The organism is Novosphingobium flavum (assembly GCF_014230315.1).
GTDB lineage: Bacteria > Pseudomonadota > Alphaproteobacteria > Sphingomonadales > Sphingomonadaceae > Novosphingobium > Novosphingobium flavum.
This window is the reverse complement of sequence record NZ_JACLAW010000013.1, coordinates 110,437-134,221: the sequence shown is the minus strand read 5'-3', so window position 1 is coordinate 134,221 and position 23,785 is coordinate 110,437. Positions and strand designations below refer to the sequence as shown.

Genomic DNA, 23,785 nt, shown 5'->3' with positions numbered 1-23,785 from the left:
GCTGGTCAGCGCAGGGCGAAAGCGCCGAATCCGAGAAAGTTCATCGGCCCGGCAGCGCGGCCGAGCGCCTCCATCGGCTCCATCCCCTCCAGCCAACGGGTGCCGATCCAGCGCCGGCCCGGAATTCCGTTGGAATCATCGGATGCCAGCCACAGCAGCGGAGCATTGACGATGTCGGGCTGCACCCATGTAAGGTTAGGATGAGCCGCATAGTGGGCCGGGTGGAACACCGGTCCGCCCGGATTGAGGGTATGTGCGGTCACGCCCGTGCCGGCGAGCTGCTTTTCCATGGCAGAAGTAAAGGCCTCGAGCGCGGCCTTCGTCGCACCATAGGGATAGAGCCGCTGCATCGTGTCGTAGCTGCAGGAAAGGTTGACCACCCGCCCCCAGCGCCTCTCGATCATGCCGGGCACGAATTGGCGCACCAGCGCCTGCTGCGCGATGAAATTGATCTCGAAAAAGGTCCGCACCAGCTCCGTCTCGAGTTCCCAGGCATTGGGCTGATCCGCTTCCGCCCAGGCGGCGAAGGCCGTAAACGCGGCATTGTTGATCAGCATGTCGACCGGCCCGAAGGCCTTGGCCGCGGCCGCCTCGATTTTCGCTGGGGCCTCTGCACTGGTCAGGTCGGTTGCGCAGATGGCGACAGCGCCCTTACCTCCGCCGAGTTGGTTGGCCGCAGCCTCGAGATCATCAACGCCGCGATCGGTGAGCAGCAGCCTGTGACCGGCCCCGACCAAAGCCTCGGCAATGGCACGCCCCAGCAGGCCGGCGGCTCCGGTCAGCACGATAGTGCGGGCGGCAGAATTTTCGCGTTGCATGAAACATCCTCGATGCGAACTGTTGTGCTAGGTGACCCCGGCGCGTGCCGGCCTGTCTTACTCGGTTGCCTGCAGGCCGCCTTTTGCCGGCCGCTGCGCGCTTTCCACCGCGGGCCGGCGCACCACGAAAGCGAGCGCCGCGCCGAGGCAAACTAGCCCGGCCAGAACGAACAGCAGCGAATAGCCGGCGGAATAGGCATGGGCACGCAGAGCCTTGAACAGCGTCTCCGCCATGTCCAGTCCCTCTGGGAAGGTGCGATAGTGGATCGCGCGGGTCGCGGTTTCTCCCGCCTGCGGTACTCCGGCCTCGCCGAACGAGCGCGTGAGCGTTTCGACCGCGCGGGCTTCGAGCACCACGCCGAGCAAGGCGATACCAAGGGTCATGCCGGACTGGCGCAGCGCATTCATCGTCGCCGAGGCCACGCCGCACTTGTTCGACGGCACCGCCCCCATGACGGCGATGTCGGTCGCCGGAACGGCCAGCCCAAGGCCGATGCCAAGGCAAACGAACAGCGGAACCATCTCGGCATAGGGCGTCTGCGCGGTGAAGACCGCTCCCATCCCCAGCATCGAGCCGCCGAGCAACAGATAGGTGAAGATCAGCAGCGGCCTCAGCGAAACACGCGCGGCAATGAAACCGTACAGGAAATTGGTGAGCACCGTCGCGGTGAACATCGGTGCCAGGCGCCAGCCCGTCTCCGAGGCCGACCATCCCGCGACCTGCTGGAGGTACAGCGAGAAGAAAATCGAGGCCGAATAGACCGAGAATCCGATGACGAAGGAGGCGAAGTTGGCCGCCGTGAAGCCCGGATTGCGAAACAGGTCGAGCGGAACGAGCGGACTGCGTGCCCGGCGCTCCACCGCAATGAAAGCCAGCAGCGCCAGAGCAGAATTGAGCGCCGGAACCAGCACCGACGTAGCTCCCCAGCCAACCTTGCCCGCCGTGATCACGGCCAGCGTCATGGCGCCCAGGAAGATCGTGCTGGTCAACTGGCCGCCCACGTCCACCTTGGTCCCGGCCGGCACATGCCCCTGCCCGCGAAGTCCATGCACGCCAAGCGCCGTGGCGATCAGGCCCAACGGTATGCTGACCCAGAACACGCTTTGCCAGCCGATCGCGTCCACCAGCGTGCCGCCGAACATCGGGCCAAAGATCAGCGCGATATTGCTGATCGCCGACCATCCGCCGATTGCCTTTGCGCGGGCGATCGGATCGGGAAAGGCATGAGTCAGAACGGACAGCGCGCCGGGAATGACAAAGGCCGCGCCGCTGCCCTGGATCGCCCGTCCGATCACAAGCACGGTCAGCGAAGGTGCAAGGGCGCACAGCAGGGCTCCCCCGACGAACACCGCGACGCCGGCCAACCAGGTCCGGGCATGGCCGAACCTGTCCGACAGCGGGCCGGAGGACAGCATCAACGCCGAAAGGCACAGCGTGTAACCTCCCGCCACCCACTGCAGCCCGGCGAAATCGGCCTTGAAGTGGGTCTGGATCGCGGGAAGGGTAACGCCGATGGTGCTCACGGCCAGAATGCACATGAACGTGCCCATCAAGATGGCCGTGACAGAAGCCCATCGCCGGCTGTCGGCTTGCCGTTCATTCACCGAATTCTCTCCCGTCGGGCCCATGCCCTTGATTGTCCGGCCAGCGCGCGTGATCCGCGGACCGGCTCACCCCGCTTAGGCGAGCGCCGCCTCGTGTGCTGGCACGCGCAGCCCCATTCGTTCGAGCCGTGGCAGGACTTCCTCGCAGAAGTACGGCAGTTCGTCCGAGTAGTTGATGAACGAAAGACCGAGCCCGGCAAGGCCGATTTCGCTGAGCCGCGCCAGTTGCGCCGCGATTTCGTCAGGCGTGCCGACCATGGGCAAGCCGCTGTAACCAAGGCAATACTGCTTGCGCCTGATCTCGAATTCGGCATCACCGAGGCTCGCGCGGGTCATCTTGAACGAGGCCATCAGTTCTTCGATCGCCTCCAGATCGGCGTTCTCGTAGCAGGCGTAGTTGAAGTATTCCTTGGCCTCGCTCCGGCTCGGCCGACAGGTGATGCCGCCCACGGTATAGACGTCCGTGGCCTGCCCGAGCGCCGCAGCGGCTTCCTTGACCGTCTTCACCGTCGCGGCGGTTTCCTCGTCGGACTTGCGCGAGGCCTGCACGAACAGCGCATCGCACTGACGGATGGCGAACTCCTGACCGACCGCGGAAGCGGCAGCATTCATCAGCAGGGGGCGACTGCCGCCCGCCGGCTTCGGCGCCAACCGCGCGCCCTTGATGTCGAAGATCTTGCCCGCGTAGTCGAACTCATCCTCCGACCAGGCCTTCTTGACGATGGTGAGCCACTCGTCCGCATATTCGTAGCGATCGACGTGGTCCTTCATGGAAATGCCGAACATGTCGAACTCGGAATCGTTCCACCCGGTCACCACGTTCAGCCCGAAGCGGCCATGGCCGATCTGGTCGGCCGTGGCGCACATCTTCGAGGCGAGAATCGGGTTGAACAACTGCGCCAGAACCGTGGCGAAGACCGTGATCCGGCTGGTCGAGGCAAGGACACCGCAGGCCCAACTGAACGTCTCCAGGCCGTTGCCCTGGTAGTTCGTCGCCCCGGCATAGCCCTTCCAGCGACTCAACGGCAGGAGGAAGTCGAGCCCGGCCGCATCCGCCATCCGGACGAGCCGCAGGTTGTCATCCCACGAGCCCGACCAGCGCTCCGGGATCGTGGTGGGGGTCCGTCCCGAACTCAGGTTCGCGCCGAACAGGCCGATCTTCAGCTTGTTGTCGCCGTACATGGCCGCACGTTCGTGCGAGGTGCTGTCAAACGTCATGGTCAATGCCTCTCCTCTTGCGGCGCCCCAATATCCCGTCCCCGGGCCATTGCCCCTCCCGCCGGGCAATGGCGCCCCAGGTCAGAAGTCGATTTCGAACCCGGCCACCTTGAGCGCGACCATGGCAACGTCCTCGTCTTCCTGACCGGTGCCGCCCGAAACGCCCAGGCCGCCGATGATCACGCCGCCCTTCTTGATCGGCACGCCGCCGTCACCGGCGACAACAGGCTGATGCCCCATCCGCGCGACCTGCGAGAACAGGTGCGGATCGTTGTCGGCCCACCACTTCAGCATCCGCGTCGGGCGCTGCATGACGGCGGCCGAATAGGCCTTGGCCAGCGCGATCGAGGGCTGCAGCGCACGGGCGTTGTCCATGCGCTCCAGACCGATCGCATAACCGCCGGCATCGACCACGCAGACGGTCAACGGCTTGCCCAGCTTTTCCGCTTCCGCCTGTGCGGCGGCCACGATGCTGCGATAGGCTTCAAGGGTGAGCGACATTGCAGATTTTCTCCCGCATTTCAGTTCTTGGGTTGGGTCGAAGCGCAAACGGCTTCCTGAGTGTAAGGTAGCGGACGGAGGTGTTAGCCAGAACGCCCAAATTGACGATATCGTTATAGGTGAAACCGGCCTTTGCCCGTCAGTGGCACCAGCGTCCGAACCCGAATGCCTAGAGATCGAGCACCAGTTTCGGCGATCTGGAACCCGAACAGCAGACCATGATCATCTTGTTGGAAGCCCGCTCCTCGTCGTTGAGGATCGAATCCCGGTGATCCGGAACCCCCTCCAGCACCCGTGTCTCGCAGGTGCCGCAAATCCCGGAGTCGCACGAATGGGCCACGTCCACCCCCGCATCGAGTAGAACCTGCAGGATGGTCTTGCCCTCGGGCACGGGCAATTCCTTGCCGCTTTGCGCCAGCTCCACCACGAAGCCCCCGCTCGTCGCGGTCTCGAACCGCGGGGCGAAATACTCGACGTGGACTTGCTCGGCGGGCAAGCTCGCCCCCTGACAGGCCTCCTCGAAAGCCTCGATCATCCGCACCGGACCGCAGCAATAGAGATGAGCCTGCGTCGGCGCGGCCGAGACGACGGCAGCGAGGTCGAGCTTGCGCCCGTTCATCCCGCCGCTGAAATACAGATAGACGTTGGACCGGCCCGAAAGCTCACGCAGAAAGGCCATTTCCTGCGACGTGCTGCACGAATAGTGCAATTCCCAGGCACGCCCCAGCTGGTCGAGCCGGGTGAGCATAGAACGGATCGGCGTGATCCCGATCCCGCCGGCGACGAAGATGGACTTGCCCGCCCGTTCGTCGAGCGGGAAATTGTTGCGCGGCGGATCGATCTCCAGCCGGGCGCCGACCCTCAGCTGCTCGTGAATCCAGCGCGATGCCCCCCGGCTTTCCCAGTCGTGCTTGATCCCCACGGTATAGCTGGTCGGCGTGGGACCGCAGTCGATCAGCGAATATTGCCGGTTGAGCCCGTTGGGCAGGTGAAGGCCAATATGCCCGCCCGCCTCCGAAGGCGGCAGGATGCCGCCATCCTCCAACTCGAAGGTATAGAGGTTGATGCGCTGGGCAGCATAGCGGATGTTGACCAGCACCATGGTGATCCGGCTCGCGGTTGCCGGGCTTTCTGCGGAGGCGGGATCGAGTGCCATGGTAATGCCTGTCGCTTTGTCCGGGCGAGGCCGGACGATATCCGCCCGCCTCGCCCCGTTTCGGGTCTCAGTTCAGCTCGACAATGGCGCGCGGCGTCTTGTGCAGGCGCTCGATCGCCCCCCCTTCGCCAACGAAGATGTTGTCGCAGCACGTGAACAGCTGCTTCCCGCTGGTAATGGCGGGGTGGAAGCCGATGTTGGTGTTGGCCCCGAGCACCATCGTCTCATCCTGACGGATCAGCGGCGCCTCGACCACGTCATAGCCCTGCCCGTGGCAGTGGACCCGCCGTTCCGGCTGCTGGCCGCGAGATTCCATCCATGCATTGTATTCGTCGAAGATTCCGGCGCAGGCTCGGCCGGGCTCGAGCAGGGTCATGGTGAAGTCCTGCGCCTCGAGCGCCAGTCCGAACATGTCCTGCAACAGCTGCGGCGCCTTGCCGAGGACGAAGTAACGCCCGACATGGGTGAACAGACCGCCGGGCCCGCTGTTCTCGCATTGCACGTAGAACACGTCGCCCTCGCGCAGTTCGCGGCCCTGTTCGCCCCGGCGGCGGAACGACATCGGCTCACCCGGAGGGGCTGACGAACCCAGGAAGTAACCGCCCTCGCTGCCCATCGTCTGGCCGAGGTACTGGGCATAGGCCATGACCTCGAATTCCTTGACCCCGGGCTTGATGCGCTCGGCAACCCCCGCGAGGATCGCATCCTGCATAGCGGCAGTCTGGCGCAGAAAGCCGATTTCCTCGGGGCTCTTCCAGGCCTTGAGCACGTCGATCGGCGGCGTCAGGTCCACGAATTCGGGCGCATCGGCGGCCCCGAACAGGCCCGTCGCCATGCTGGCATACCAGTTGTGCGCGGCCACAATGCCCACCCGGCGATATCCGGCCTTGCGCAGTTCCGAGAGGACCAGCTGCGCGTCGAGCGGGCCGCAATAGTCCACCCCCGGAAAGCTCGGCGCGAACAGGCGCAGGCCGACGCCCGGCGCGCTCACGTCCCGATCGTCAAGCTGCGCCCGCTCGCCGAACCCGCCGTGCATGACAACGGTGGCGAGGCCATCGGCCGGGAAGATCACTGTCTGCGGATAGGAGCTGGGTACCGGGACGCCCGTCAACCAACGGAAATGGCCGCCGGTTCCGTTGACGTTGTTGGCCGCCTGGATGATCAGGGCCTCGCAGCGATGCTCGCGCAATACTTCGCGCACGAGCGCCCAACGCCGCTCCAGTTCTTGGCGCGAGGGCGGGTTGCAGATGCGTTCAGCTATGTCGACCATCACGCACCTTTCGCCTGGAGGACAGTTCCAACCGAACCTTCACGCTTCGGCGTGCCGTCCATCAGCACGTTGATCAGCACGGCCGGTTCGCTGCCTTCGTTGAGCCAGGAATGGTTGGTGCCGCGCTGGACGCAGACGTCACCCGCTTTCATCACCGTACTGGCGCCGTCGTCGAGATAGAGCGTGATCTCGCCCGACAGCACGATGTTGTAATCGAGAGTGTCGGTGCGATGCATTCCGGGGACGTCAAACCCCGGCTCCACCTTCATGCCCGGCTTGATGTCGAGGCGCACGAAACGGGTGCCGTTCGGCGGAGGAGCGAGACCAAGCTGGCGGTCGCCCATGTCCTCGTCGCCGAGGACATTCACCGGCGAGCCGTCGGTCGACCACAACAGCGTCGATGTGACATGGGGCGTGGCCACCTTGATATTCCGGGCCGGACCATCGATCCAGAATACGGCTTTGCCGTCTGTGTCGTGGGAAGTGACGATACGGCGAATATTGGGCAGTTGATCGGATGCCATTGATTACTCCCCGGCGCACGAACTCGCGCCCTGTTGATTATCGGCAGTCGGCGACCGGCGCGGGCGGACTTGAGAAAAGCCCGACAAGGCCACGGTCAGCCGGCTGGATGACGTTTGGGCAGGGGGCTGAACATGGCCCTCAAGCGGCTTTCGACTAATCATGCCGGCCCTCGGGCGGGTAGTAGAAAATAGACTAGGGGGGTATATTCAACTTATGACCATCTCGGCGGGGACGCCGAGATTTCCGCCATTCTGACAACTGAGACACCGCAGGGTCACCAACGTTTTCATAAGATTTTGGTAATTGCTATTACCAGAACTTTATGATGCACTGGCACCATGCCACAGCACTCCCAGATAAGCCGCCGGCTGAGGCTTCGCGACCTCCACTACCTGATGACGGTGGTGCAGACCGGCAGCATGGCAAAGGCGGCCACAATCCTGTCCGTATCGCAGCCGGTCATTTCCAAGGTGATCGCTGACATGGAGCACATCCTGGGGGAGCGAATGCTCGATCGCAGCCCCAGAGGGGTGGAACCGACGATCTACGGGCGCAAGCTCCTCGAAACGAGCTTCGCCGTATTCGATGAACTGCGCCATGGCGTGGTCGAGATCGAGCACCTGCTCGACCCCACGGCGGGCGAACTTGCGATTGGCAGCAACGAGGCCTCGACGCTCAGCATTGTGCCTGAAGCGATCCAGTTGCTGCGGGCCAAGCATCCCCGCAGCTTCATCCGCGTGGTCCTAGCCAACACGCCCGAGGAACAGCGCCAGGCCCTAGCTCGGCGGGACATCGAGCTGACGATCGGGCGGGTCTGGCCCCACCTGCCCTCATCCGAGTTTGAAACCGAGATCCTGTACGACGAACAATACGTCGTCGTGGCCGCACCCGACAATCCTTGGCGCAATCGAAGTCTGGTCGAGCTTTCGGAACTGGTCGATCATCCATGGATCGTACCGTCGTTCTCGAACCTGAGCGGCCAACTTATCGCGGAAATTTTCCGTCAGAAGGGGCTGGAATTGCCGCGTGGGCCGGTCAGGACTTCGTCGATGCAACTGGCCCAGCATCTCCTGGAACAGGGTTCGTTCGTGGCCATGCTGCCAGCCTCGGCCCTGCCCAGCCTTGCAGCCATGTCATCGCTGGTCGCCCTTCCCGTGCCCTTGCCCGATCTCGCCTCGCCTGTGGGGATCATGCGGCTCAGGACGGTCACGCCGGGCCCGATTGCCGAAGCCTTCACCAAGGCGGCGCGCGCGGTTACCCGCACGATGGAAATCCGGACACACGGCCCCGCGCTACCGCCGCGCTAGACCACGCGCATTCGTCAGGACAGGCGCGGCCCGGGCCCGGTTGCGGCGATGGCAAAGGCTTCCGAGCGATAGTAATCGCCCTCGTAGCCACACAGGCGGAACACCATCAGGTGCGCGATGTCGCGCAGGAACTTGATGTCGTTCTGCGGGCGTCCGGTCTCATAGCCGGGCTTGTGGAAGAAGCCGCTGTCGAACAACTCAACCCGCAGGTTCTCGTAACGCTCGAAATCGGCTGCGGTCAGGCCAAGAGCAAGCGCATGGTCAAGCGCCGCCAATTCGTCCCGATGCGCTGATGGAACAACCGCCGCATCGACCGCGCGCCCGAGGTGATAGGCGCCAATCCGCGTCGCCAGCGCAAGCAGGACTCCGCCGGAATCGATATCGCCCACCTGATTGCTCGCGGTAATCATGTTCACAATCTGCAGCAGAGGCATGTCCGGCCGCGTGCCGGATGCCAAGGCGTTGGCCACCGCCGACCACGCGGCCAGGCGCGCTTCATCGGGCGTTCCCGTCAGCGGACTGTGCGGCGCGCGGCCGACCTTGCGGAAGCCCCGCGAATGCTGAGTGCGAATCCAGCTGCCATCCGCCGCGACATGATCGATTCGGAGCGGCTCGACATCCAGTCCGGCAACGAAACTGGTCGCGCGGCCGGCCGTCTGCAGCAAGGCATCGCTCACCTCGCCGGCAAAGGCGAGGGCCATTCGTGCGTCATGGTGATTGGCTGCCATATCAGTGAGCGGGGCGGCAACCACCCGCGCGCCGCCGAGCGCAGTTTCGCCCTCCAGCCGGGCCCCGGCCAGCACGAGTCGGGTCGCGGCGATGGGGCCTGCCCCATTGCCCTCGACCAGCAGATCCTGCGTAACGAACAGCTTCTCGCCGTCATCGCTTGAACTGACGAAATTGACACGGTTAGCTCGCCAGAGCCCGCTGGTCGCATGAATGGCGCCATTAACCTGACCATAGGCCGCGCGCACCACTTCGAGCGGTTCGTCCGGCACGAAGCGAATAGCGATCGAGGCTCGCGATATCCGGACCGTCGCCAGCCCGTGCGCTACGCCGCCCCCGGTGATCTCGAACTCCGCCGGCTCCCGGTCGAGGACAAGCTCCTCGACCATGGTGCGGCGGGCCAACTCCTGCAGAAAGTCCTGACGCGCCATTCCGACTTATTCCTCGCCCATGTTCTCTAAATGATGCCCAGCTGCGGCAAACAATCGGTCAGCCGTTTCCGGTAGCGGCAGTCCCAGTTCGCTGAGCGCCCACCAGACACCCGCCGCCGTCTGCTCGATCACGGGAATGCCCAGTTCCGCCTCAAGCCGGCGCCCGAGCGAAAGCAGGCTTGGCCGGGCACTGATCACCACTGCATCCGCTGTGGGATTGCAAGCCACGGCATCTCTCGCCAGCCGTTCGAAGTCGGCCTCGGTCAGGGCATTGACTTCGGCCGCGTTGCCCGCGTTCAGCCCGACTGCGGACAGCACCTCAACCCCCGCATCGCTGCAATAGTCGACCACCTGCCGGTTCAACGCATCGCCGTACTGCGTCACGAACAAAGGCCGCTGCGCACCCAGGGCCCGCAAGGCCAGGGTGATAGCATTGAGCGCGGACACGATGGGAACCCCGCCCCGATCGGCCGTAAGGGCAGTCAGCGCCGAACAGTCCTCGGCATATCCCCGCCGCGCCGCGACGGGGATACCCATCAGGAAGATTGCGCCGACGCCTTCGTCGAGCAGTACGTCGACCGCCCGTGGCAAGGCCTTGATATTGCGCTGCGCCTCCCCGGGAACACCGTTACGTCCGTTGAGGGTAACAGCCACGGCCTGCTGGCCATCGGGCAGCAACAGCGACAGGTCCAGCGGCAGGATCGCCACCGAGGGCAGGATGCAACCGAACTTCATTTTGCTTCGGTCTGCGCCCGCGCCTTGCGGTTTTCCGCCGCCTGCACGAACAGGTCCTCGATCTCGTCCTTGATATGCTGCGGCATCAGATCGGCGGCCGTGACCGACCCCCGGATGTAAGACCCATCGGTTCCTTTGCCCCAATTGTTGCCCCGGTCCGCGGCGCTCGGCAGCGGGATGCACTGGTTGTCGGTCGGGTCGCGGAAAGTATTGATCGGGTCTTCCCCGCTCTGCACCACATCGACCTGCTTCATCAGCAGCTGGCGATACATGACGACACCGCGATCCGAATGACCAAGCACTTCCTTGGTCCGGTCCATGATCCGCCCTTGAGAAACCCAGGCCATGATGTCCTGGCCCGTCACCGAGTTCAGCGCGGTGAACTTGCCGTCCTTGTCGACCATCTCGACTTCGGAATAGGGCACCACGTCCTGCTCCGGAACCTCGACCTCACGGCCCGGCTCGAACACGCGGACATAGACCTGCAGCGTGTTCTCGTCGTCGATCGGCAAGCGCCAGCCGAAGGTGTGACGCCCGCTGCCGGAGGTGCAGTGGATGTGCGGGAAGACCAGCGGCAGCCCTTCGGCCCAGGCGCCCAGAGCGGGATCCTGCCCTTCGAACAGCCAGCGCCGGTCGATGCCATACTTGCCCAGTTCATATTCATGCTTGGAAATCGGCGTCGACATGCCCTGGGCGAGACGACGCATGCCCTCGTCCTCCACACCGTTCTCGTCCATCCAGTGAGTGAAGAACTGGCCGTGGAGATAGGTGGCGTGCACCGGATCGGGCGTGTTCTCCATGCACTGCAGCCAGTTGCACGGGATCTTGATGATCCCGATGGTGCGATAGACGTTGTCCCAGACCAGCCGGTTCCAGCGCGGCAGCAGCGGAGCCGGTAGCGGCCCGAGGTAGGCAAAGATCAGGCCAGCCAGCTCTTCCACCGGATAGGACAGGATCTTCACATTGTCCTTGAAGCGGGCCGATGGCTCACTCGGCTGATCGACGCACTGCCCGTTCGTATCGAACGTCCAGCCGTGATAGGGGCACTTGATCCCCTTTTCGGTGGTGAGGCCGCATTCAAGCTTGACCAGGCGGTGGGCGCAGCGGTCCCCCACGAGGCCAACTCGCCCCTCTTCGTCGAGAAACAGGGTCAGGTCTTCGCCCAGCAGTCGTACCGGCATCACCTTGCGCTCGACCAGCTGCTGCTTGGCGGCGATCGGATGCCAGTATCGCCGCATGAGTTCACCCATCGGGGTGCCCTTGCCCACGCGGGTCAACAGGTCGTTCTGCTCTTGGGTCAACATGGCAATCTACTTTCGCTTTTGACCTGACGACCGGCGCCTCCGCTTGCGGCTCACCAGATGTCGGCAGGCTACCTCTGCCCGGGCCGGAGCGAATTGCGCCTCCAGCGTTCTCAAGCGGACTAACTTCGCGCTTCACTTTCAAGAAGTGCCAATTCGCGAAGGGGGATATAGTCAGGCGGTAACTTGCCCGGTCGGCGCAGCGTCGTTCACAATCGCCCGCACCGTCGGCATGGTTGGCCAACACTACAAGTGGATCGGGAAATGACCATCGCAAGCACAATTCCGGTTAAGGCCGAACGGCGAGCGGCCAAGGCCTACGTCGAATGGGAAGACCGTATCGGGCGCCGGCTGCCGCTGTGGGACCTGACAGTGCTGCAGACCTGCATCGATGTCGGGAGCATTTCCAAGGCGGCCGAAGCCGTGAGGCTGTCGAAGCCGGCGATCTCGAAAATCCTGCGTGGGCTGGAACAGGAAGTCGGTGCCGAGCTGGTTTCCCGCAGTTGGCGCGGACTGGAGCCGACCGAAGCCTGCCGGATCCTGCTGGCGCGGAGCGATGCGGCCCTTGCCGCCCTGCACTCGGCGGTGGATTCGATCAACCTGCTGTCCAGCTCGACCACGGGTGAGCTGCGCATCGCCGCCAACGAGGTGGGCCTCTCCGGCCTGATCGGCGATGTCATAGCTTCGATTCACGAGCGCTACCCCGGCATCGTCTTCGAAATCGTGCCAGCCTACACGCGCACCGCGCAGTTGCACGAACTCGAACGCGGCAATGTCGAAGTTGTCGTGGGCCAGATCGCCGACATCGGTCACCAGATTGAGGCGACCGAACTTTTTCAGGATCGGCTGGTCGTGGCAGCGGGGGAAAACAGCCGGTGGGTCAAAGCCAAAGCCGAAAAGCTGGCCGACCTGATAAACGACCCCTGGGCTTTCTCGCCGCTGGACACGGTAAGCGGGCGCACGATGACCCAGGCTTTCCGGATCAACGGTCTTGGCTTGCCGCCGGTGATGGTGGTCGGTTCATCCATGCAGTTGCTGCGCCAGCTCGTAATGCGCAATGAATTCCTTGCCCTGTTTCCTGCCAGCGTGGTCGAGCGGGCCCGCGGCCTTGTCGCCTTGCCGGTCGAGGTCAACGCGCTGTGGCAGCCGATCGGCCTGCTCACCATGAAGCACCGCACGCTTTCTTCGCTTGCCAAGCTGTTCATTGATGAGATCCGCAAGGTCGTGAGCGAAAACGCTGCCCGGCAGCAGGGCATCCGGCCTGCCCCGACATCCGGTCGTTGACGGCGATGCACACCGCAGAAGCGGCCACTACGCATCGGCGGGCGCCGCCGGGTTCCATCCCAGCCATTCGCGAATGGCCTCATGGAACAGGCTCGGCGCCTCGGTCGGCAGCATGTGGCCGGCGCCTTCCACGACACGCAGTTCAGCGCCGTCGATCCGCTCGGCAATTTCGCGGTGCTGCGCCACCGGGCTCCACTCGTCCTCGCTGCCCACGATCACGAAAGTCGGGCACGTGATCCCGCCCAGCACCGTCGTTGCATCGGGGCGCGCAATCAGGGCCTCGATCTGTCGCTCGAAGCCGGCCTGCCTGGCCGAACAGGCCATTTCATACAAAGCAGCCCGCAACGCCCGATCGGCACGATGCGATCGACCGATCATCGGGGGCAACCAGGCATCGACCAGCCGCTCGATGCCCTCGGCGCGGCCAAGATCCCGCAGCGCGTGCCGCTTGGTCACCTCGGTCACAGAAACCGGGTGGATACCGGTATCGACAAGTGCCAGCCGAGCGACCCGTTCGGGAGCCATGCGGATCAGTTCGAGGGCGACACGCGCGCCCATGGAATGGCCCAGCACAGCGAGCTTTCCCGGAACCTCACCAAGCACTTGGGATGCCATTTCATAGATGGTCCGGGCAGTCCCATAAAAGCCATCAAGCACTACGGCCCCTGCGAAGTTTTCACAAATTCCCGGAAATGCGCGGGAATCACACATCAGACCAGGCAAGACCAGCAGGGTCACGGGGGGGGCGGGCGAATCATTTTTCGTATCCATAAATACGATATCTATTCAAATGTATCCAATATGTATATGGCGATCGAAGCCATGGGCGGACCGAGTCCCCGGTCGATCGAACCATCAAACATGGAGCATCACAATGAACCGCCTCGCCAAGGCCGCCGATCATGGCTGCGCCAGAACCGACGTGCTCAACGACTATTCGCTCGAGATCACGGCCCGCGACGTCGATCGCCTGACCCGTATCGCGCCGGGCATCCCCGCAGGCTCACAGGTCGCCGTCACATTCCTCCCGGGCGAAAGCCCTGACGCGCGCGTCGCCGCGGCAGCGGCCGTGCACCGCCTTGGATTCACGCCACTTCCTCATTTCTCCGCGCGCCGGATTGCCTCGACCGAGGAATTCGAAGGCTTCCTCTCCGCCTTGGTAAGCCGTGCCGCTGTTTCCCGGTGCTTTGTCGTCGCAGGCGATCCTCCCGCGCCGGACGGCCCGTTTCACGACAGTCTCGACCTGATCCGCACAGGGGCATTCGAACGCGCAGGAATCGAGATGCTGGGCATCGGCGGCCATCCCGAAGGCCACCCTCACATGACCGAAGAACACTGCTTCGAAGTGCTCACCGCCAAATGTGAGGAGATCCGGCGTCGCGGCATGACCCCGCTCATCGTCACGCAGTTTGGATTCAATCCCGATCCGGTGCTCAGATGGCTGGACGATCTGCGCGGCCGCGGGATTGATGCGCCGGTGCGGATCGGCATTCCCGGCCCGGCCGGGATCAAGACCCTGCTTCAGTTCGCAGGGCGCTGCGGGGTCGAGGCATCGGCCGCAGCCATGGCGAAGTACGGCGTATCGCTCGGACGGCTTCTCGGGACTGCCGGGCCAGACAAGTTGGTCGACGCCTTGGCTCCGGCCCTCACCCCCCGGCTCGGCGATGTCCGCCTACACTTCTATCCGTTCGGAGGCATCGAACGGACGGTCCAGTGGATCGAAACCTATCGCCAGCGGCGCTGACGGCGCCCCCCACTCTTTCTTGCCATAACATTACGGGAGACCATCCATGCAGCAGACCTGCGTCCTGACCCTTCAATGCGACGACCGTCCCGGTCTGGTCGCCGACGTTGCGACCTGCCTGGCTCGATCGGGCGGCAACATTTCCGACGCGCAGCAATTCAACGACCAGGCCAGCGAACGCTTCTTCATGCGCGTCGAATTCGCCATCGACGAGGCGTCCATTCCCGCGTTTCGCGCGGCCTTTGCCCCGACGGCCGCTGCTGCCGGGATGGAGTGGAACCTGCGCCTGCGCGACCAGCCGCAGAAAGTCCTGCTGCTGGTCAGCAAGTTCGACCATTGCCTCGGAGACCTGCTTTACCGCAAGCGCATTGGCGAGTTGAACATGGATGTGGTCGGGATCATCTCGAACCATCCGGCCAGCGTGATGCAGACCTCGATGGTCGGCACCATTCCGTTCCATCACCTGCCGATCACGCGCGATACCAAGCCGCAGCAGGAAGCCCAGATCAAGGAGATCGTGAACAGTACCGGCGCCGACCTGATCGTGCTGGCCCGCTACATGCAGATCCTGTCCGACGATCTCTCCGCCTTCCTGTCGGGCCGCTGCATCAATATCCACCACTCGTTCCTGCCCGGCTTCAAGGGCGCCAAGCCCTATCACCAGGCACACGAGCGCGGCGTTAAGATGATCGGCGCCACGGCGCACTACGTCACCTCCGATCTCGACGAAGGCCCGATCATCCATCAGGATGTCGAAGCCATTTCCCATGCCGACACGCCCGAGGACCTCGTCCGCAAGGGCCGCGATATCGAGCGCCGTGTACTGGCCTCGGCGGTCGATCACCATCTCAACGGCCGCGTGTTCGTCAACGGCGCGCGCACCGTGGTCTTCCGGGTCTAAGCCGATGGCACATCTCATCGATGGCAAGGCTCTGGCCGCCGCGATCAGCGAGCGGGTTGCGGCGGAGGCTGCCGCATTCCGCAACGCGGTTGGCCGCGCACCGGGCCTAGCGGTAGTGCTGGTCGGCAACGATCCGGCAAGCGAGGTCTATGTCGGGCGCAAGATCAGCCAGTGCCGCAAGGTCGGGATCATCTCGATCGAGCACCGGCTGTCCGCCGACACCCCAATGGCTGACCTGATCGCCTTGATCGATCGATTGAACGACGACACCGGGATCGACGGCATCCTGGTGCAGTTGCCGCTGCCCGGCCACGTCGATGCCGGGCTGGTGCTCGACCGGATTCGGCCCGACAAGGACGTCGATGGCTTCCATCCGGTCAACGTCGGCCGCCTGTCCACCGGAACGGGCGGCCTGGTGCCCTGCACACCGCTGGGCGTAATGACCCTGCTGGACAGCGTGGTGGACGATTACCGAGGACTCAACGCCGTCGTCATCGGCAAGTCGAACATCGTCGGCAAGCCGGTTTCGATGCTTCTGCTGGAACGGGAGGCAACGGTCACCGTCACCCATATCGAAACGGTCGACCTGCCGGCGATCACGCGCCGCGCCGATATTGTTGTGGCTGCTGCCGGCGCCCCGCATCTGGTGCGGGGTCACTGGATCAGGCCGGGCGCGGTGGTCATTGATGTCGGCATCACCCGCCTTTCCGGGGAAGACGGCAAGAGCCGGATCGTCGGCGATTGCGCCACGCACGAGCTGGACCACGCCCGCGCGGTGACCCCGGTACCCGGCGGGGTCGGGCCGATGACCATTGCCTGCCTGCTCGCGAACACCTTGCAAGCGGCGCGAGACAGTCAGGCGCGTGGTGCGTCAGAGATGGCTGACTACGATGTCGGATGAAACGCCCCTGCGCATCGCCAACCGGGTCCGGGTGAGAGATCTCTCACTGCTCGCCGACGTCGGCATCAACCCCGACGAAATAGGCCGGCGTCAGCCCCTGGTCATCTCGGTCGTACTCGATCTCGTCGCGGGCAGGATCGAGACGATCGACCAGACGGTCGACTACCGCCGCATCGCCCGGGCGGCGGAACAGCTCGCCGAAGTGCATACGCCGCTGATCGAGACCTTCGGACAGAATCTCGCCGCCGCCTGCCTTGCCATGCCGGGGGTGGTCCGGGCCCATGTCACGATCGAAAAGCCGTTCGCCCTCATGCGCGGGCAGGCCAGCGTCGAAGTGACGATGGAGCAGTCCTGAACGGGCTTGCAATTGCGTTGCAAGCCCGTCGCAATTTGCCGTTCAGCCTTCCTTTTCAAGGCCCGCGATGTCCACATAGCGGCGCCAGGCCACCAGTTGCTCCCGCAGGTGCGCCTGCCCCAATCGCGGCGTCCCCGGCCACGGGTCGCAGATTATCCCATTGAAGAACTTGCGGCATTCCTCACTGGATACGACCGTACGCAAGGCCGCGGCCAGCCTTTCGACGACCGGCCGGGGTGTGCCCGCCGCAACGTAACCACCCCACCAGCCATCAACGTCGATCGGCAGACCATTCTCGGTAAAAGTCGGATATTGCGGTGCCGCCTGAAGCCGGTCGCGCAGACTCATCGCAAGGATGCGCACCCGTCCGGCCTGCTCCTGCTGCACCGAGTACCAGTTGTTCGAGAAGGCATAGTCCACCTTGCCCTCTTCCAGGTCGCTGAACACGTCCCGGCTCTGCCGCCGCACCATTTCGTGCGCGCGAAGCCCGGCATGGTAGCGATAAAGCGCGCCGATCACCCGCACGACCGAACCGTTGGGAACGCCATAGCGAGCGGCCGCTCCCTTGACCTTCATGGCAGCCGTCAGATCAGCCAGTGTTCGATAGGGGGAGTTGGCTGCAACCACGATGGTGTTCGGCACACGGGTCATAGTGCCGATCGAGGTCAGCGCCGTGCCCACGTCGAATGCCGGATGCCGCTGCAGTGCCTGGTTGGCGACAAGAATGGCCCCGGCTGTCAGATAGATCGCGTGGCCATTCCGCGGCGCTGCCAGGACGTGGCGCGTGGCGAGATTGCCTTCGTACCCCTCGTGCTCCGCCTCCATGATGTTTTCGACGGTGACCGCCGCGCCAAGCAGGGGTTCGAGTTGGCGTGCGAAGAACCGGCAGATGGTGTCCCCACCCGTCCCGATCGGGAAACCGCAAATGACACGGTATGGCCCGCCCGATCGCATCACCCGCGCCAGCGCCGGGGCCGCGCTCAAACCAGCGGTCGCGCCGGCGATTCCCAGCGCGAACGCCCGTCTCGTGAATTCGGCCACCTGCAACTCTCCCGTGATTGATCTTTCATTCGTCCCGGACACGTCCAGCAGGGAAGATTTGCCCCCCGCCTTACGCATCCAGCAACCGATCCTGCGGGATCATCGACGCGATCGGTATGGACATTCTGAATATATCCCTATCGCCCAATCGAGACTGGTCTCCACGGCGCGCTTGCCTTAGCCAATCGCCCGGTGACACGCCCCGGCTCCGCATTGCGCCGTTTTCCGGTGCCACCCGTTAACGCACGTCGGATTGCGGCGACCTACCTGCTGGCCCTCGGAGCCGTAACGGGCCATGCGGCCATCGCGCAGTCGGCACGCTCGGCACCCATGGCAATGACTCGCGAAGGCCCGGTTTCCGGCTCCAACCATTCCGCTATCCGCCGCTATTTGGGCATCCCCTATGCCGCCCCGCCCACCGGGGCGCTGCGGTGGCGCCCCCCTGCACCGCCCGCCTTGCGCCGCAGCCTGCTGCACGCGACCCGGTTCGGCAATTCCTGCCCGCAGGTCACGACACTCGGCGTCTATGCCGGGCCGACAAGCATCACCGAAGACTGTCTCTACCTCAACATCTACGCGCCCGATACGCCGGTTCGAAAGGGGCGCCGCCTGCCGGTCATCGTCTGGCTCCATGGCGGAGGGCTGGTTACCGGATCGGCCGACGGATACGACGGGTCGTGGCTCGCGTCCGGCGGCCCCGATGGCACGGCGACGATCGTCGTAACGGTCAACTACCGCCTCGGTCTGCTCGGCTTCCTCTCGCATCCGGCGCTTCGCGGAGCAGGCCAGGAAGCAACGGGCAATTTCGGGCTGATGGACGTTGTCCGCGCCCTGAAATGGACCCGGGCAAACATCGCGGCTTTCGGCGGCGATCCTGACAACGTGACGGTGGGCGGCCAATCCTCCGGCGCCTCGCTCGCCTCTGCGCTCATGCTGGCCCCCTCTGCCAAGGGCCTGTTCCGACGTACCATTCTGGAGAGCGGTCCGCTCTCCACCGTCGCCACTGCATCCCTCGCCCGGCAGCGCGGCGAAGAGTTCGCAGCGCAGGCAGGTTGCGCGGACTCGCAAACAGAAGTCGCCTCCTGCCTGCGACGCCTGCCAGTCAGCCAGATCCTGCAGATGCAGGGCAAACTCGGCGAGAATGGACAACTCGCAGTCGGCCTCGCCATCGATGGCCAGCTCATTCCCCGCCCGCCGCTTGAAGCCTGGCGCACCGGCACGTTCAATCGCGTGCCGGTTCTGGGCGGCACGGTGCGTGATGAAGGCCGCTTCGCCCTGCTCGTCGCCGGCTACAACACCGGCGAGGGTCCGCTCGCCGCCGACCAGTTGGCAGGCCGGATCAAGGCCCGCTACCCGGCACGCTTGGCCCCGGGACGCACAGCCGCCGAGGATCCGGCCGCCCGTCTGGCAAGCGAATACACCATTCAGGCCTACGGCAGCGCGACCGATGCATTCGGCGCCTTCAACACTGATCCGATCGTCTGCCGGGTCAATCGCGCCATAACGGAAATGGCGAAATGGACCCCGGTCAACGCTTACGAATTCCGCTATCGCGACGCGCCGTTCTATTTCCCGCCGCAAGCCGGGGTTGCACCGTGGGCCGCTCACACGATCGATCTCCAGTTCATTTTCCCGGGCTGGCATGGCGGCGAACTCGGCATCAATCACCGGCCGCAAACCGCGTGGACGCCGGGCGAGATCAGCGGCCCCGAACGCGGCCTGTCCGACCGGCTTTTATCGGCCTGGACCCGCTTTGCGGCCATGGGCGCGCCCGATGCGGCCCTGCCGCACAGTGGCCAAGGGAAGATCCCGGCGCCGTGGCCACAATTCGGCGTCGAGGGACACTACCAGACACAGGATGTCGGCCAGTTCGGCGAACGGTCGGCGCGCGAATTCCGCGACGAACACCGCTGTGACCTGTGGGATATGATCTTGACCTACTGACCCTGGGCCTGACGGTCAGCCCGCGATGCCCCCAGCCGGCAACCGTGACTTCAGCACCCGGCGATAGGCATCCATGTCGGTGATCGGCAGCCGGGCCACACCGCTATCCATTGCAGCCTGGGCGACAGCTGCGGAAACCACCTCGATCAGGCGCGGATCGAACGGCGCCGGAAGAATGTAGTCCGGCCCGAACTCGGGCTGCATGCCGTAGGCGCGCGCCACCTCGAGGGGCACAGGCTGGCGCGCCAGTTCCGCAATGGCCAAGGCGGCGGCGATCTTCATCTCCTCGTTGATCGTCCGCGCCCGCACGTCGAGGGCGCCTCGGAAGATGAAGGGAAAACCGAGGACGTTGTTGACCTGGTTCGGATAGTCCGAACGACCTGTCGCCACGATCGCGTCAGGCCGCACAGCCTTGGCCTTGCCCGGCAGGATTTCCGGATCGGGATTGGCCATGGCAAAAATGATCGGCCGATCCGCCATCGATTCAAGCAGCGCCGGCGCCAGCGCACCAGCGGCAGACAAGCCGATGAACACATCCGCACCTTGGATGACTTCTCCAAGGGCCCGGGCGTCCGTCCTCGCGGCATGGACCGACTTCCACTGGTCCATGTCTTCCACCCGGCCCTCGTAGACCACACCGAACTTGTCGCACATAACGATCCGCGCAGGGTCCGCACCCATTGCCTTGATGAGGTCGGTGCAAGCAATCGCCGCAGCACCGGCCCCGTTCACCACGATATCTATGTCGCCAAGATTCCGTCCGGTCAGATGCAGGGCATTGATCAGGCCAGCCGCGCAGATGATCGCCGTGCCGTGTTGGTCGTCATGCATCACCGGGATATTCATCCGCTCGCGCAGAGCCTTCTCGACGATGAAGCACTCCGGCGCTTTTATGTCCTCGAGATTGATGCCGCCAAAGCTCGGCTCCATCATGGCCACGGCCTCAATGAGGGCTCGCGGATCCTCAGTGGCGAGTTCGATGTCGATCGAATCGACGTCTGCAAAGCGCTTGAACAGAACCGCCTTGCCTTCCATCACCGGCTTGGAGGCAAGAGCACCCAGATTACCCAGACCAAGGATGGCTGTGCCGTTGGAAATGACCGCCACCAGATTGCCCTTGGCCGTATAATCATAAACCGTGTCCGGCTGCCGGGCTATTGCCAGGACCGGTGCCGCCACCCCGGGCGAATAGGCCAGCGAGAGATCCCGCTGCGTGGCCATCGGCTTGGATGCAACGACTTCCAGCTTGCCGGGGCGGCCTTACGAATGGAACAGGAGAGCCGCCCGCGCGGAATGAGAATTAGGCCCGAAATTACTGGAATCGCTCACCAATCCATCCCCGTTGCGGCACACACGATCCGGGCGTGCCGGCTTCATTGCGCAGGCCGAGAGTAACGCTGCCATCTGTACGACGTGAAGAGCCGCGCCGCTCTCCCCCGCGGCTGAAGCAATTGCGGGCCAAGGGGACAGAGTATGCCCGCCCGCGCCCGGATCACTGGACGAGCAATAGGTGCAGGCGCGGCCGGCCGAAACGCCGATATTACCTAGGGGGCTATAGCCAAACGGCGGTTAAGGGCCGGCCAGTCAACCCGCCGCGTCGATCCGGAGCCTTGCGCGACGTTCGAACATGCTAAGGCGTTGCTGGTTGGCGTGTTCGCGAAACAGCATATCGACGCGCTCTTCGTTCCGATCCCGCAATGCCTCGACAATGGCATGATGATGACCGTGGGCACGGATCAGGATGTCGTATGCCTTGCGAAGGCCGATCTGGTCGAACACGATCACGGAAGGCGCCACCAGCGGCACGTTGTTCAGCCGCTCGATCATGCCGATGAGAATGGGCGAGCCGCAGTTTTCAACGATAAGGCTGTGGAAGCGGGCGTTCATGACGCCGTATTCCTGTTCATCCTCAAGGTTGAGAAAGCGCTTGGCAAAAAGCGCATCCCCTTCATCAAGACACTCGTTGAGCTGAGCTAACAGATCAGGTTTCACACCCTTGCGCGCAAGCTTCCGCGCCGCCTGCCCTTCCAACATGGCACGGATCTCGAGCGCCTCCAGCGCCTCATCCTCGCTGAAGGCCTTCACCGCAAATCCGCGTTTGCCAACGGGTTCGATCAATCCTTCCGCAGCGAGGCCCGACAAGACATTGCGGACGGGCGTCCGCGAGACTCCGAGCCGGTCGGCAAGACTGGATTCAGTAATGCGCTCCCCGGGCAACAGTTCGCCCGACAGGATCATCTCGCGCAGGCGGTTCAACAGGGCATCGGCAGCTGCCATACCCTCCTTTCCGTCGGTTCGGCAGCAATGTCAATTCAAGCATCGCACCTCGCCACGACCTCTCGGGAGGGCACGATGGCCACGAAAGGCCTAGGATGGCACCTTCCCCGGAACACAACTACGTATCCAAAAATATCGACATATGCACAACAAACCCCAGAATTTCCGCATAATTGGATACAATGATTGCCGTTTGAATCCAAAAAGTCTATTCAGGCTCGAGTCGAGTCATCCATCATCGCAAGGGAGTTTGGAATGGGCAGTTTACAGGACAGGATCGATCAGGCGGGCGGGCCGCTCGCCATGTTGCGCAGCTCACAGATCGGTCAGTACGTTTTCCCGGTGGCCGCCGAGTGGTCGAACTGGCGCGACGAACAGGAAGCCTGGAACAATTCCGCCGTCCTGCTGGACCAGTCGCACCACATGACCGATCTTTACATCGAGGGACCGGACACCGTCCGCCTGCTGTCGGACTTTTCGATCAACAACTATCGCAATTTCGGCCGCGACAGGGCCAAGCAGATCGTGTGCTGCAACGAGCAGGGCCAGGTGATTGGCGACGCTGTGCTGTTCGGCCTCGATGATTGCCGCGTCAACGTGGTGGGCCGGCCGCATGTCCCCAACTGGCTGGAATACCAGGTTTCGCGTGGCGGCTACGACGTCGTCCTGGATCGCGATGAACGCACAGTGGGCAATCTGCGTGGCCGCCGGACTTACCGTTTCGAGGTCCAGGGCCCGAACGCCTGGGCCGTTCTGGAGAAGGTCAACGGCGGTCCGATCGAGGGCATCAAGTTCTTCGGTATGGGTCAGATCACGATTGCCGGGCGCCGCGTGCGGGTACTCAAGCATGGCATGGCTGCGGCTCCGGGGCTGGAAATCTGGGGTCCGGCTCACGAGGGCGAATTGGTTCGCAACGCCATACTCGAGGCCGGGCGCGAATTCGGCCTCATTCAGGGCGGCGGCCGGGCCTATTCCACCGCCAGCACGGAATCCGGCTGGTATGCGTCGGTCCTCCCTGCGGTTTACAGCGATCCGACGATGGCGGACTACCGCAAGTGGCTTCCCGACAACGGCTTCGAGGCAATGGCCTCGCTGGGCGGCAGCATGATCTCCGACCGGATCGAGGACTACTACATCCTGCCGTGGGACGCGGGGTACAAGTTCGCCGATTTCAACCACGATTTCGTCGGCCGCGATGCCCTGCTTGCCCTCAAGGACGAGCCGCACCTCAAGAAGGTCTCGCTGGTGTGGGATAACGACGATGTCGTTGACATCTTCCGCTCGCAGTTCAACGACGGCGATCAGCGTTACAAGTTCATGGAAGCGCCGGCCGCCTATTACGCCACCTTCCCGTTCGATCAGGTCACCAAGGATGGCAGGTCCGTCGGATTTTCAACTTACGTCGTCTACAGCTCCAACCTCCGCCGCTGGGTGTCACTCGCCCTGGTCAACGAAAATGACCTTACCGATGGCGACCAGGTCGAGGTGCTTTGGGGCGAACCGAATGGCGGATCGAACCGGCCGCTGGTCGAACGCCACCGGCAGAAACTGGTCAAGGCCACCGTCATGCCCAGCCCGGTTCCCTCGCGTGTTCGGGAGGGTTATCGCCCATATCTTGAAATGGCCTGAACCTTTCGATCGATGACCTGTCACGCGCCCCGGCTCACGGTTGGGGCGCGTGGCAACTTTTCGCTCCACGTCGCCATCGGCGCTTTCGGCTATAGCCGTATAGGAAGTTCGCTGCG

At 63.9% G+C, this 23,785-nt stretch carries 21 protein-coding genes and 1 pseudogene; 8 read left to right on the top strand and 14 right to left on the bottom strand.

What is annotated here, in order from left to right; translation table 11 throughout:
* Nucleotides 1-5 precede the first annotated feature (5 nt).
* The 7 genes from H7F51_RS15930 to H7F51_RS15900 form a co-directional block, all read right to left on the bottom strand.
* Nucleotides 6-818: an SDR family oxidoreductase gene (locus tag H7F51_RS15930; RefSeq protein ID WP_185665302.1), complete on the bottom strand. Its 813-nt coding sequence runs from the start codon at nt 816-818 to the stop codon at nt 6-8.
* 57 nt (nt 819-875) lie between these two features.
* The gene (locus H7F51_RS15925; protein ID WP_185665301.1) at nt 876-2,369 is read right to left on the bottom strand and encodes an MFS transporter; all 1,494 of its coding nucleotides are present in this window, start codon (nt 2,367-2,369) and stop codon (nt 876-878) included.
* A 129-nt stretch (nt 2,370-2,498) separates the two neighbouring features.
* On the bottom strand, nt 2,499-3,641 hold the full coding sequence (locus H7F51_RS15920) for an LLM class flavin-dependent oxidoreductase (RefSeq protein WP_246448649.1): 1,143 nt from the start codon (nt 3,639-3,641) through the stop codon (nt 2,499-2,501).
* Between the two features lie 81 nt (nt 3,642-3,722).
* Entirely contained in the window at nt 3,723-4,142 is a 420-nt protein-coding gene (locus H7F51_RS15915) for a GlcG/HbpS family heme-binding protein (protein WP_185665299.1), read from the bottom strand.
* Between the two features lie 169 nt (nt 4,143-4,311).
* Nucleotides 4,312-5,298: a PDR/VanB family oxidoreductase gene (locus H7F51_RS15910; RefSeq protein ID WP_185665298.1), complete on the bottom strand. Its 987-nt coding sequence runs from the start codon at nt 5,296-5,298 to the stop codon at nt 4,312-4,314.
* 67 nt (nt 5,299-5,365) lie between these two features.
* Nucleotides 5,366-6,568 (bottom strand): M24 family metallopeptidase, encoded by a 1,203-nt coding sequence (locus H7F51_RS15905; RefSeq protein WP_185665297.1) that lies wholly within the window; start codon nt 6,566-6,568, stop codon nt 5,366-5,368.
* On the bottom strand, nt 6,568-7,092 hold the full coding sequence (locus tag H7F51_RS15900) for a cupin domain-containing protein (protein ID WP_185665296.1): 525 nt from the start codon (nt 7,090-7,092) through the stop codon (nt 6,568-6,570). The genes H7F51_RS15905 and H7F51_RS15900 overlap by 1 nt, the downstream gene beginning before the upstream one ends.
* A 339-nt stretch (nt 7,093-7,431) precedes the next feature.
* On the opposite strand from H7F51_RS15900, the gene H7F51_RS15895 reads away from it, so the two are divergent.
* A complete protein-coding gene (locus H7F51_RS15895) occupies nt 7,432-8,400 on the top strand; it encodes a LysR family transcriptional regulator (RefSeq protein ID WP_185665295.1) in 969 nt (322 codons plus the stop codon).
* Nucleotides 8,401-8,414: 14 nt separating this feature from the next.
* On the opposite strand, the gene H7F51_RS15890 is transcribed toward H7F51_RS15895, so the two are convergent.
* From H7F51_RS15890 to H7F51_RS15880, 3 genes are read right to left on the bottom strand one after another with little or no spacing between them, the layout of a single operon-like run.
* Nucleotides 8,415-9,557: a hypothetical protein gene (locus tag H7F51_RS15890; RefSeq protein ID WP_185665294.1), complete on the bottom strand. Its 1,143-nt coding sequence runs from the start codon at nt 9,555-9,557 to the stop codon at nt 8,415-8,417.
* A gap of 6 nt (nt 9,558-9,563) precedes the next feature.
* Complete coding sequence (locus H7F51_RS15885) at nt 9,564-10,265, bottom strand: aspartate racemase/maleate isomerase family protein (protein ID WP_185665293.1); 702 nt, start codon at nt 10,263-10,265, stop codon at nt 9,564-9,566.
* 23 nt (nt 10,266-10,288) lie between these two features.
* Nucleotides 10,289-11,596: a Rieske 2Fe-2S domain-containing protein gene (locus H7F51_RS15880; RefSeq protein ID WP_185665292.1), complete on the bottom strand. Its 1,308-nt coding sequence runs from the start codon at nt 11,594-11,596 to the stop codon at nt 10,289-10,291.
* Between the two features lie 261 nt (nt 11,597-11,857).
* Between H7F51_RS15880 and H7F51_RS15875 the strand changes: the two genes are divergently transcribed.
* Entirely contained in the window at nt 11,858-12,877 is a 1,020-nt protein-coding gene (locus H7F51_RS15875; protein WP_185665291.1) for a LysR family transcriptional regulator, read from the top strand.
* A gap of 27 nt (nt 12,878-12,904) precedes the next feature.
* Here H7F51_RS15875 and H7F51_RS15870 read toward each other — a convergent pair whose 3' ends face one another.
* Nucleotides 12,905-13,615: an alpha/beta fold hydrolase gene (locus H7F51_RS15870; protein WP_343061308.1), complete on the bottom strand. Its 711-nt coding sequence runs from the start codon at nt 13,613-13,615 to the stop codon at nt 12,905-12,907.
* Nucleotides 13,616-13,751: 136 nt separating this feature from the next.
* On the opposite strand from H7F51_RS15870, the gene H7F51_RS15865 reads away from it, so the two are divergent.
* The 4 genes from H7F51_RS15865 to H7F51_RS15850 are packed head-to-tail and all read left to right on the top strand — an operon-like array spanning nt 13,752 to nt 16,778.
* A complete protein-coding gene (locus tag H7F51_RS15865; RefSeq protein WP_185665289.1) occupies nt 13,752-14,621 on the top strand; it encodes a methylenetetrahydrofolate reductase in 870 nt (289 codons plus the stop codon).
* Nucleotides 14,622-14,667: 46 nt separating this feature from the next.
* Nucleotides 14,668-15,522 (top strand): formyltetrahydrofolate deformylase, encoded by an 855-nt coding sequence (purU, locus tag H7F51_RS15860; protein ID WP_185665288.1) that lies wholly within the window; start codon nt 14,668-14,670, stop codon nt 15,520-15,522.
* Nucleotides 15,523-15,526: 4 nt separating this feature from the next.
* A complete protein-coding gene (folD, locus tag H7F51_RS15855; protein ID WP_185665287.1) occupies nt 15,527-16,423 on the top strand; it encodes a bifunctional methylenetetrahydrofolate dehydrogenase/methenyltetrahydrofolate cyclohydrolase FolD in 897 nt (298 codons plus the stop codon).
* Nucleotides 16,413-16,778, top strand: a complete 366-nt coding sequence (locus tag H7F51_RS15850) for a dihydroneopterin aldolase (RefSeq protein ID WP_185665286.1) — start codon at nt 16,413-16,415, stop codon at nt 16,776-16,778. Before folD ends, H7F51_RS15850 begins: the two co-directional genes overlap by 11 nt.
* Nucleotides 16,779-16,820: 42 nt before the next feature.
* On the opposite strand, the gene H7F51_RS15845 is transcribed toward H7F51_RS15850, so the two are convergent.
* Entirely contained in the window at nt 16,821-17,819 is a 999-nt protein-coding gene (locus tag H7F51_RS15845; protein WP_185665285.1) for a tripartite tricarboxylate transporter substrate-binding protein, read from the bottom strand.
* A 213-nt stretch (nt 17,820-18,032) separates the two neighbouring features.
* Here H7F51_RS15845 and H7F51_RS15840 point away from each other — a divergent pair, with 213 nt between their 5' ends.
* Nucleotides 18,033-19,763: a carboxylesterase/lipase family protein gene (locus H7F51_RS15840; RefSeq protein ID WP_185665284.1), complete on the top strand. Its 1,731-nt coding sequence runs from the start codon at nt 18,033-18,035 to the stop codon at nt 19,761-19,763.
* Between the two features lie 39 nt (nt 19,764-19,802).
* On the opposite strand, the pseudogene H7F51_RS15835 reads toward H7F51_RS15840, so the two are convergent.
* Nucleotides 19,803-21,140: pseudogene (locus H7F51_RS15835) on the bottom strand (malic enzyme-like NAD(P)-binding protein); the annotation flags it as partial.
* Between the two features lie 207 nt (nt 21,141-21,347).
* Nucleotides 21,348-22,040, bottom strand: coding sequence for a GntR family transcriptional regulator (locus H7F51_RS15830; protein WP_185665283.1), 693 nt, complete (start codon nt 22,038-22,040; stop codon nt 21,348-21,350).
* Nucleotides 22,041-22,295: 255 nt separating this feature from the next.
* Here H7F51_RS15830 and H7F51_RS15825 point away from each other — a divergent pair, with 255 nt between their 5' ends.
* Complete coding sequence (locus H7F51_RS15825) at nt 22,296-23,669, top strand: aminomethyl transferase family protein (RefSeq protein WP_185665282.1); 1,374 nt, start codon at nt 22,296-22,298, stop codon at nt 23,667-23,669.
* The last annotated feature ends 116 nt before the right edge of the window (nt 23,670-23,785 follow it).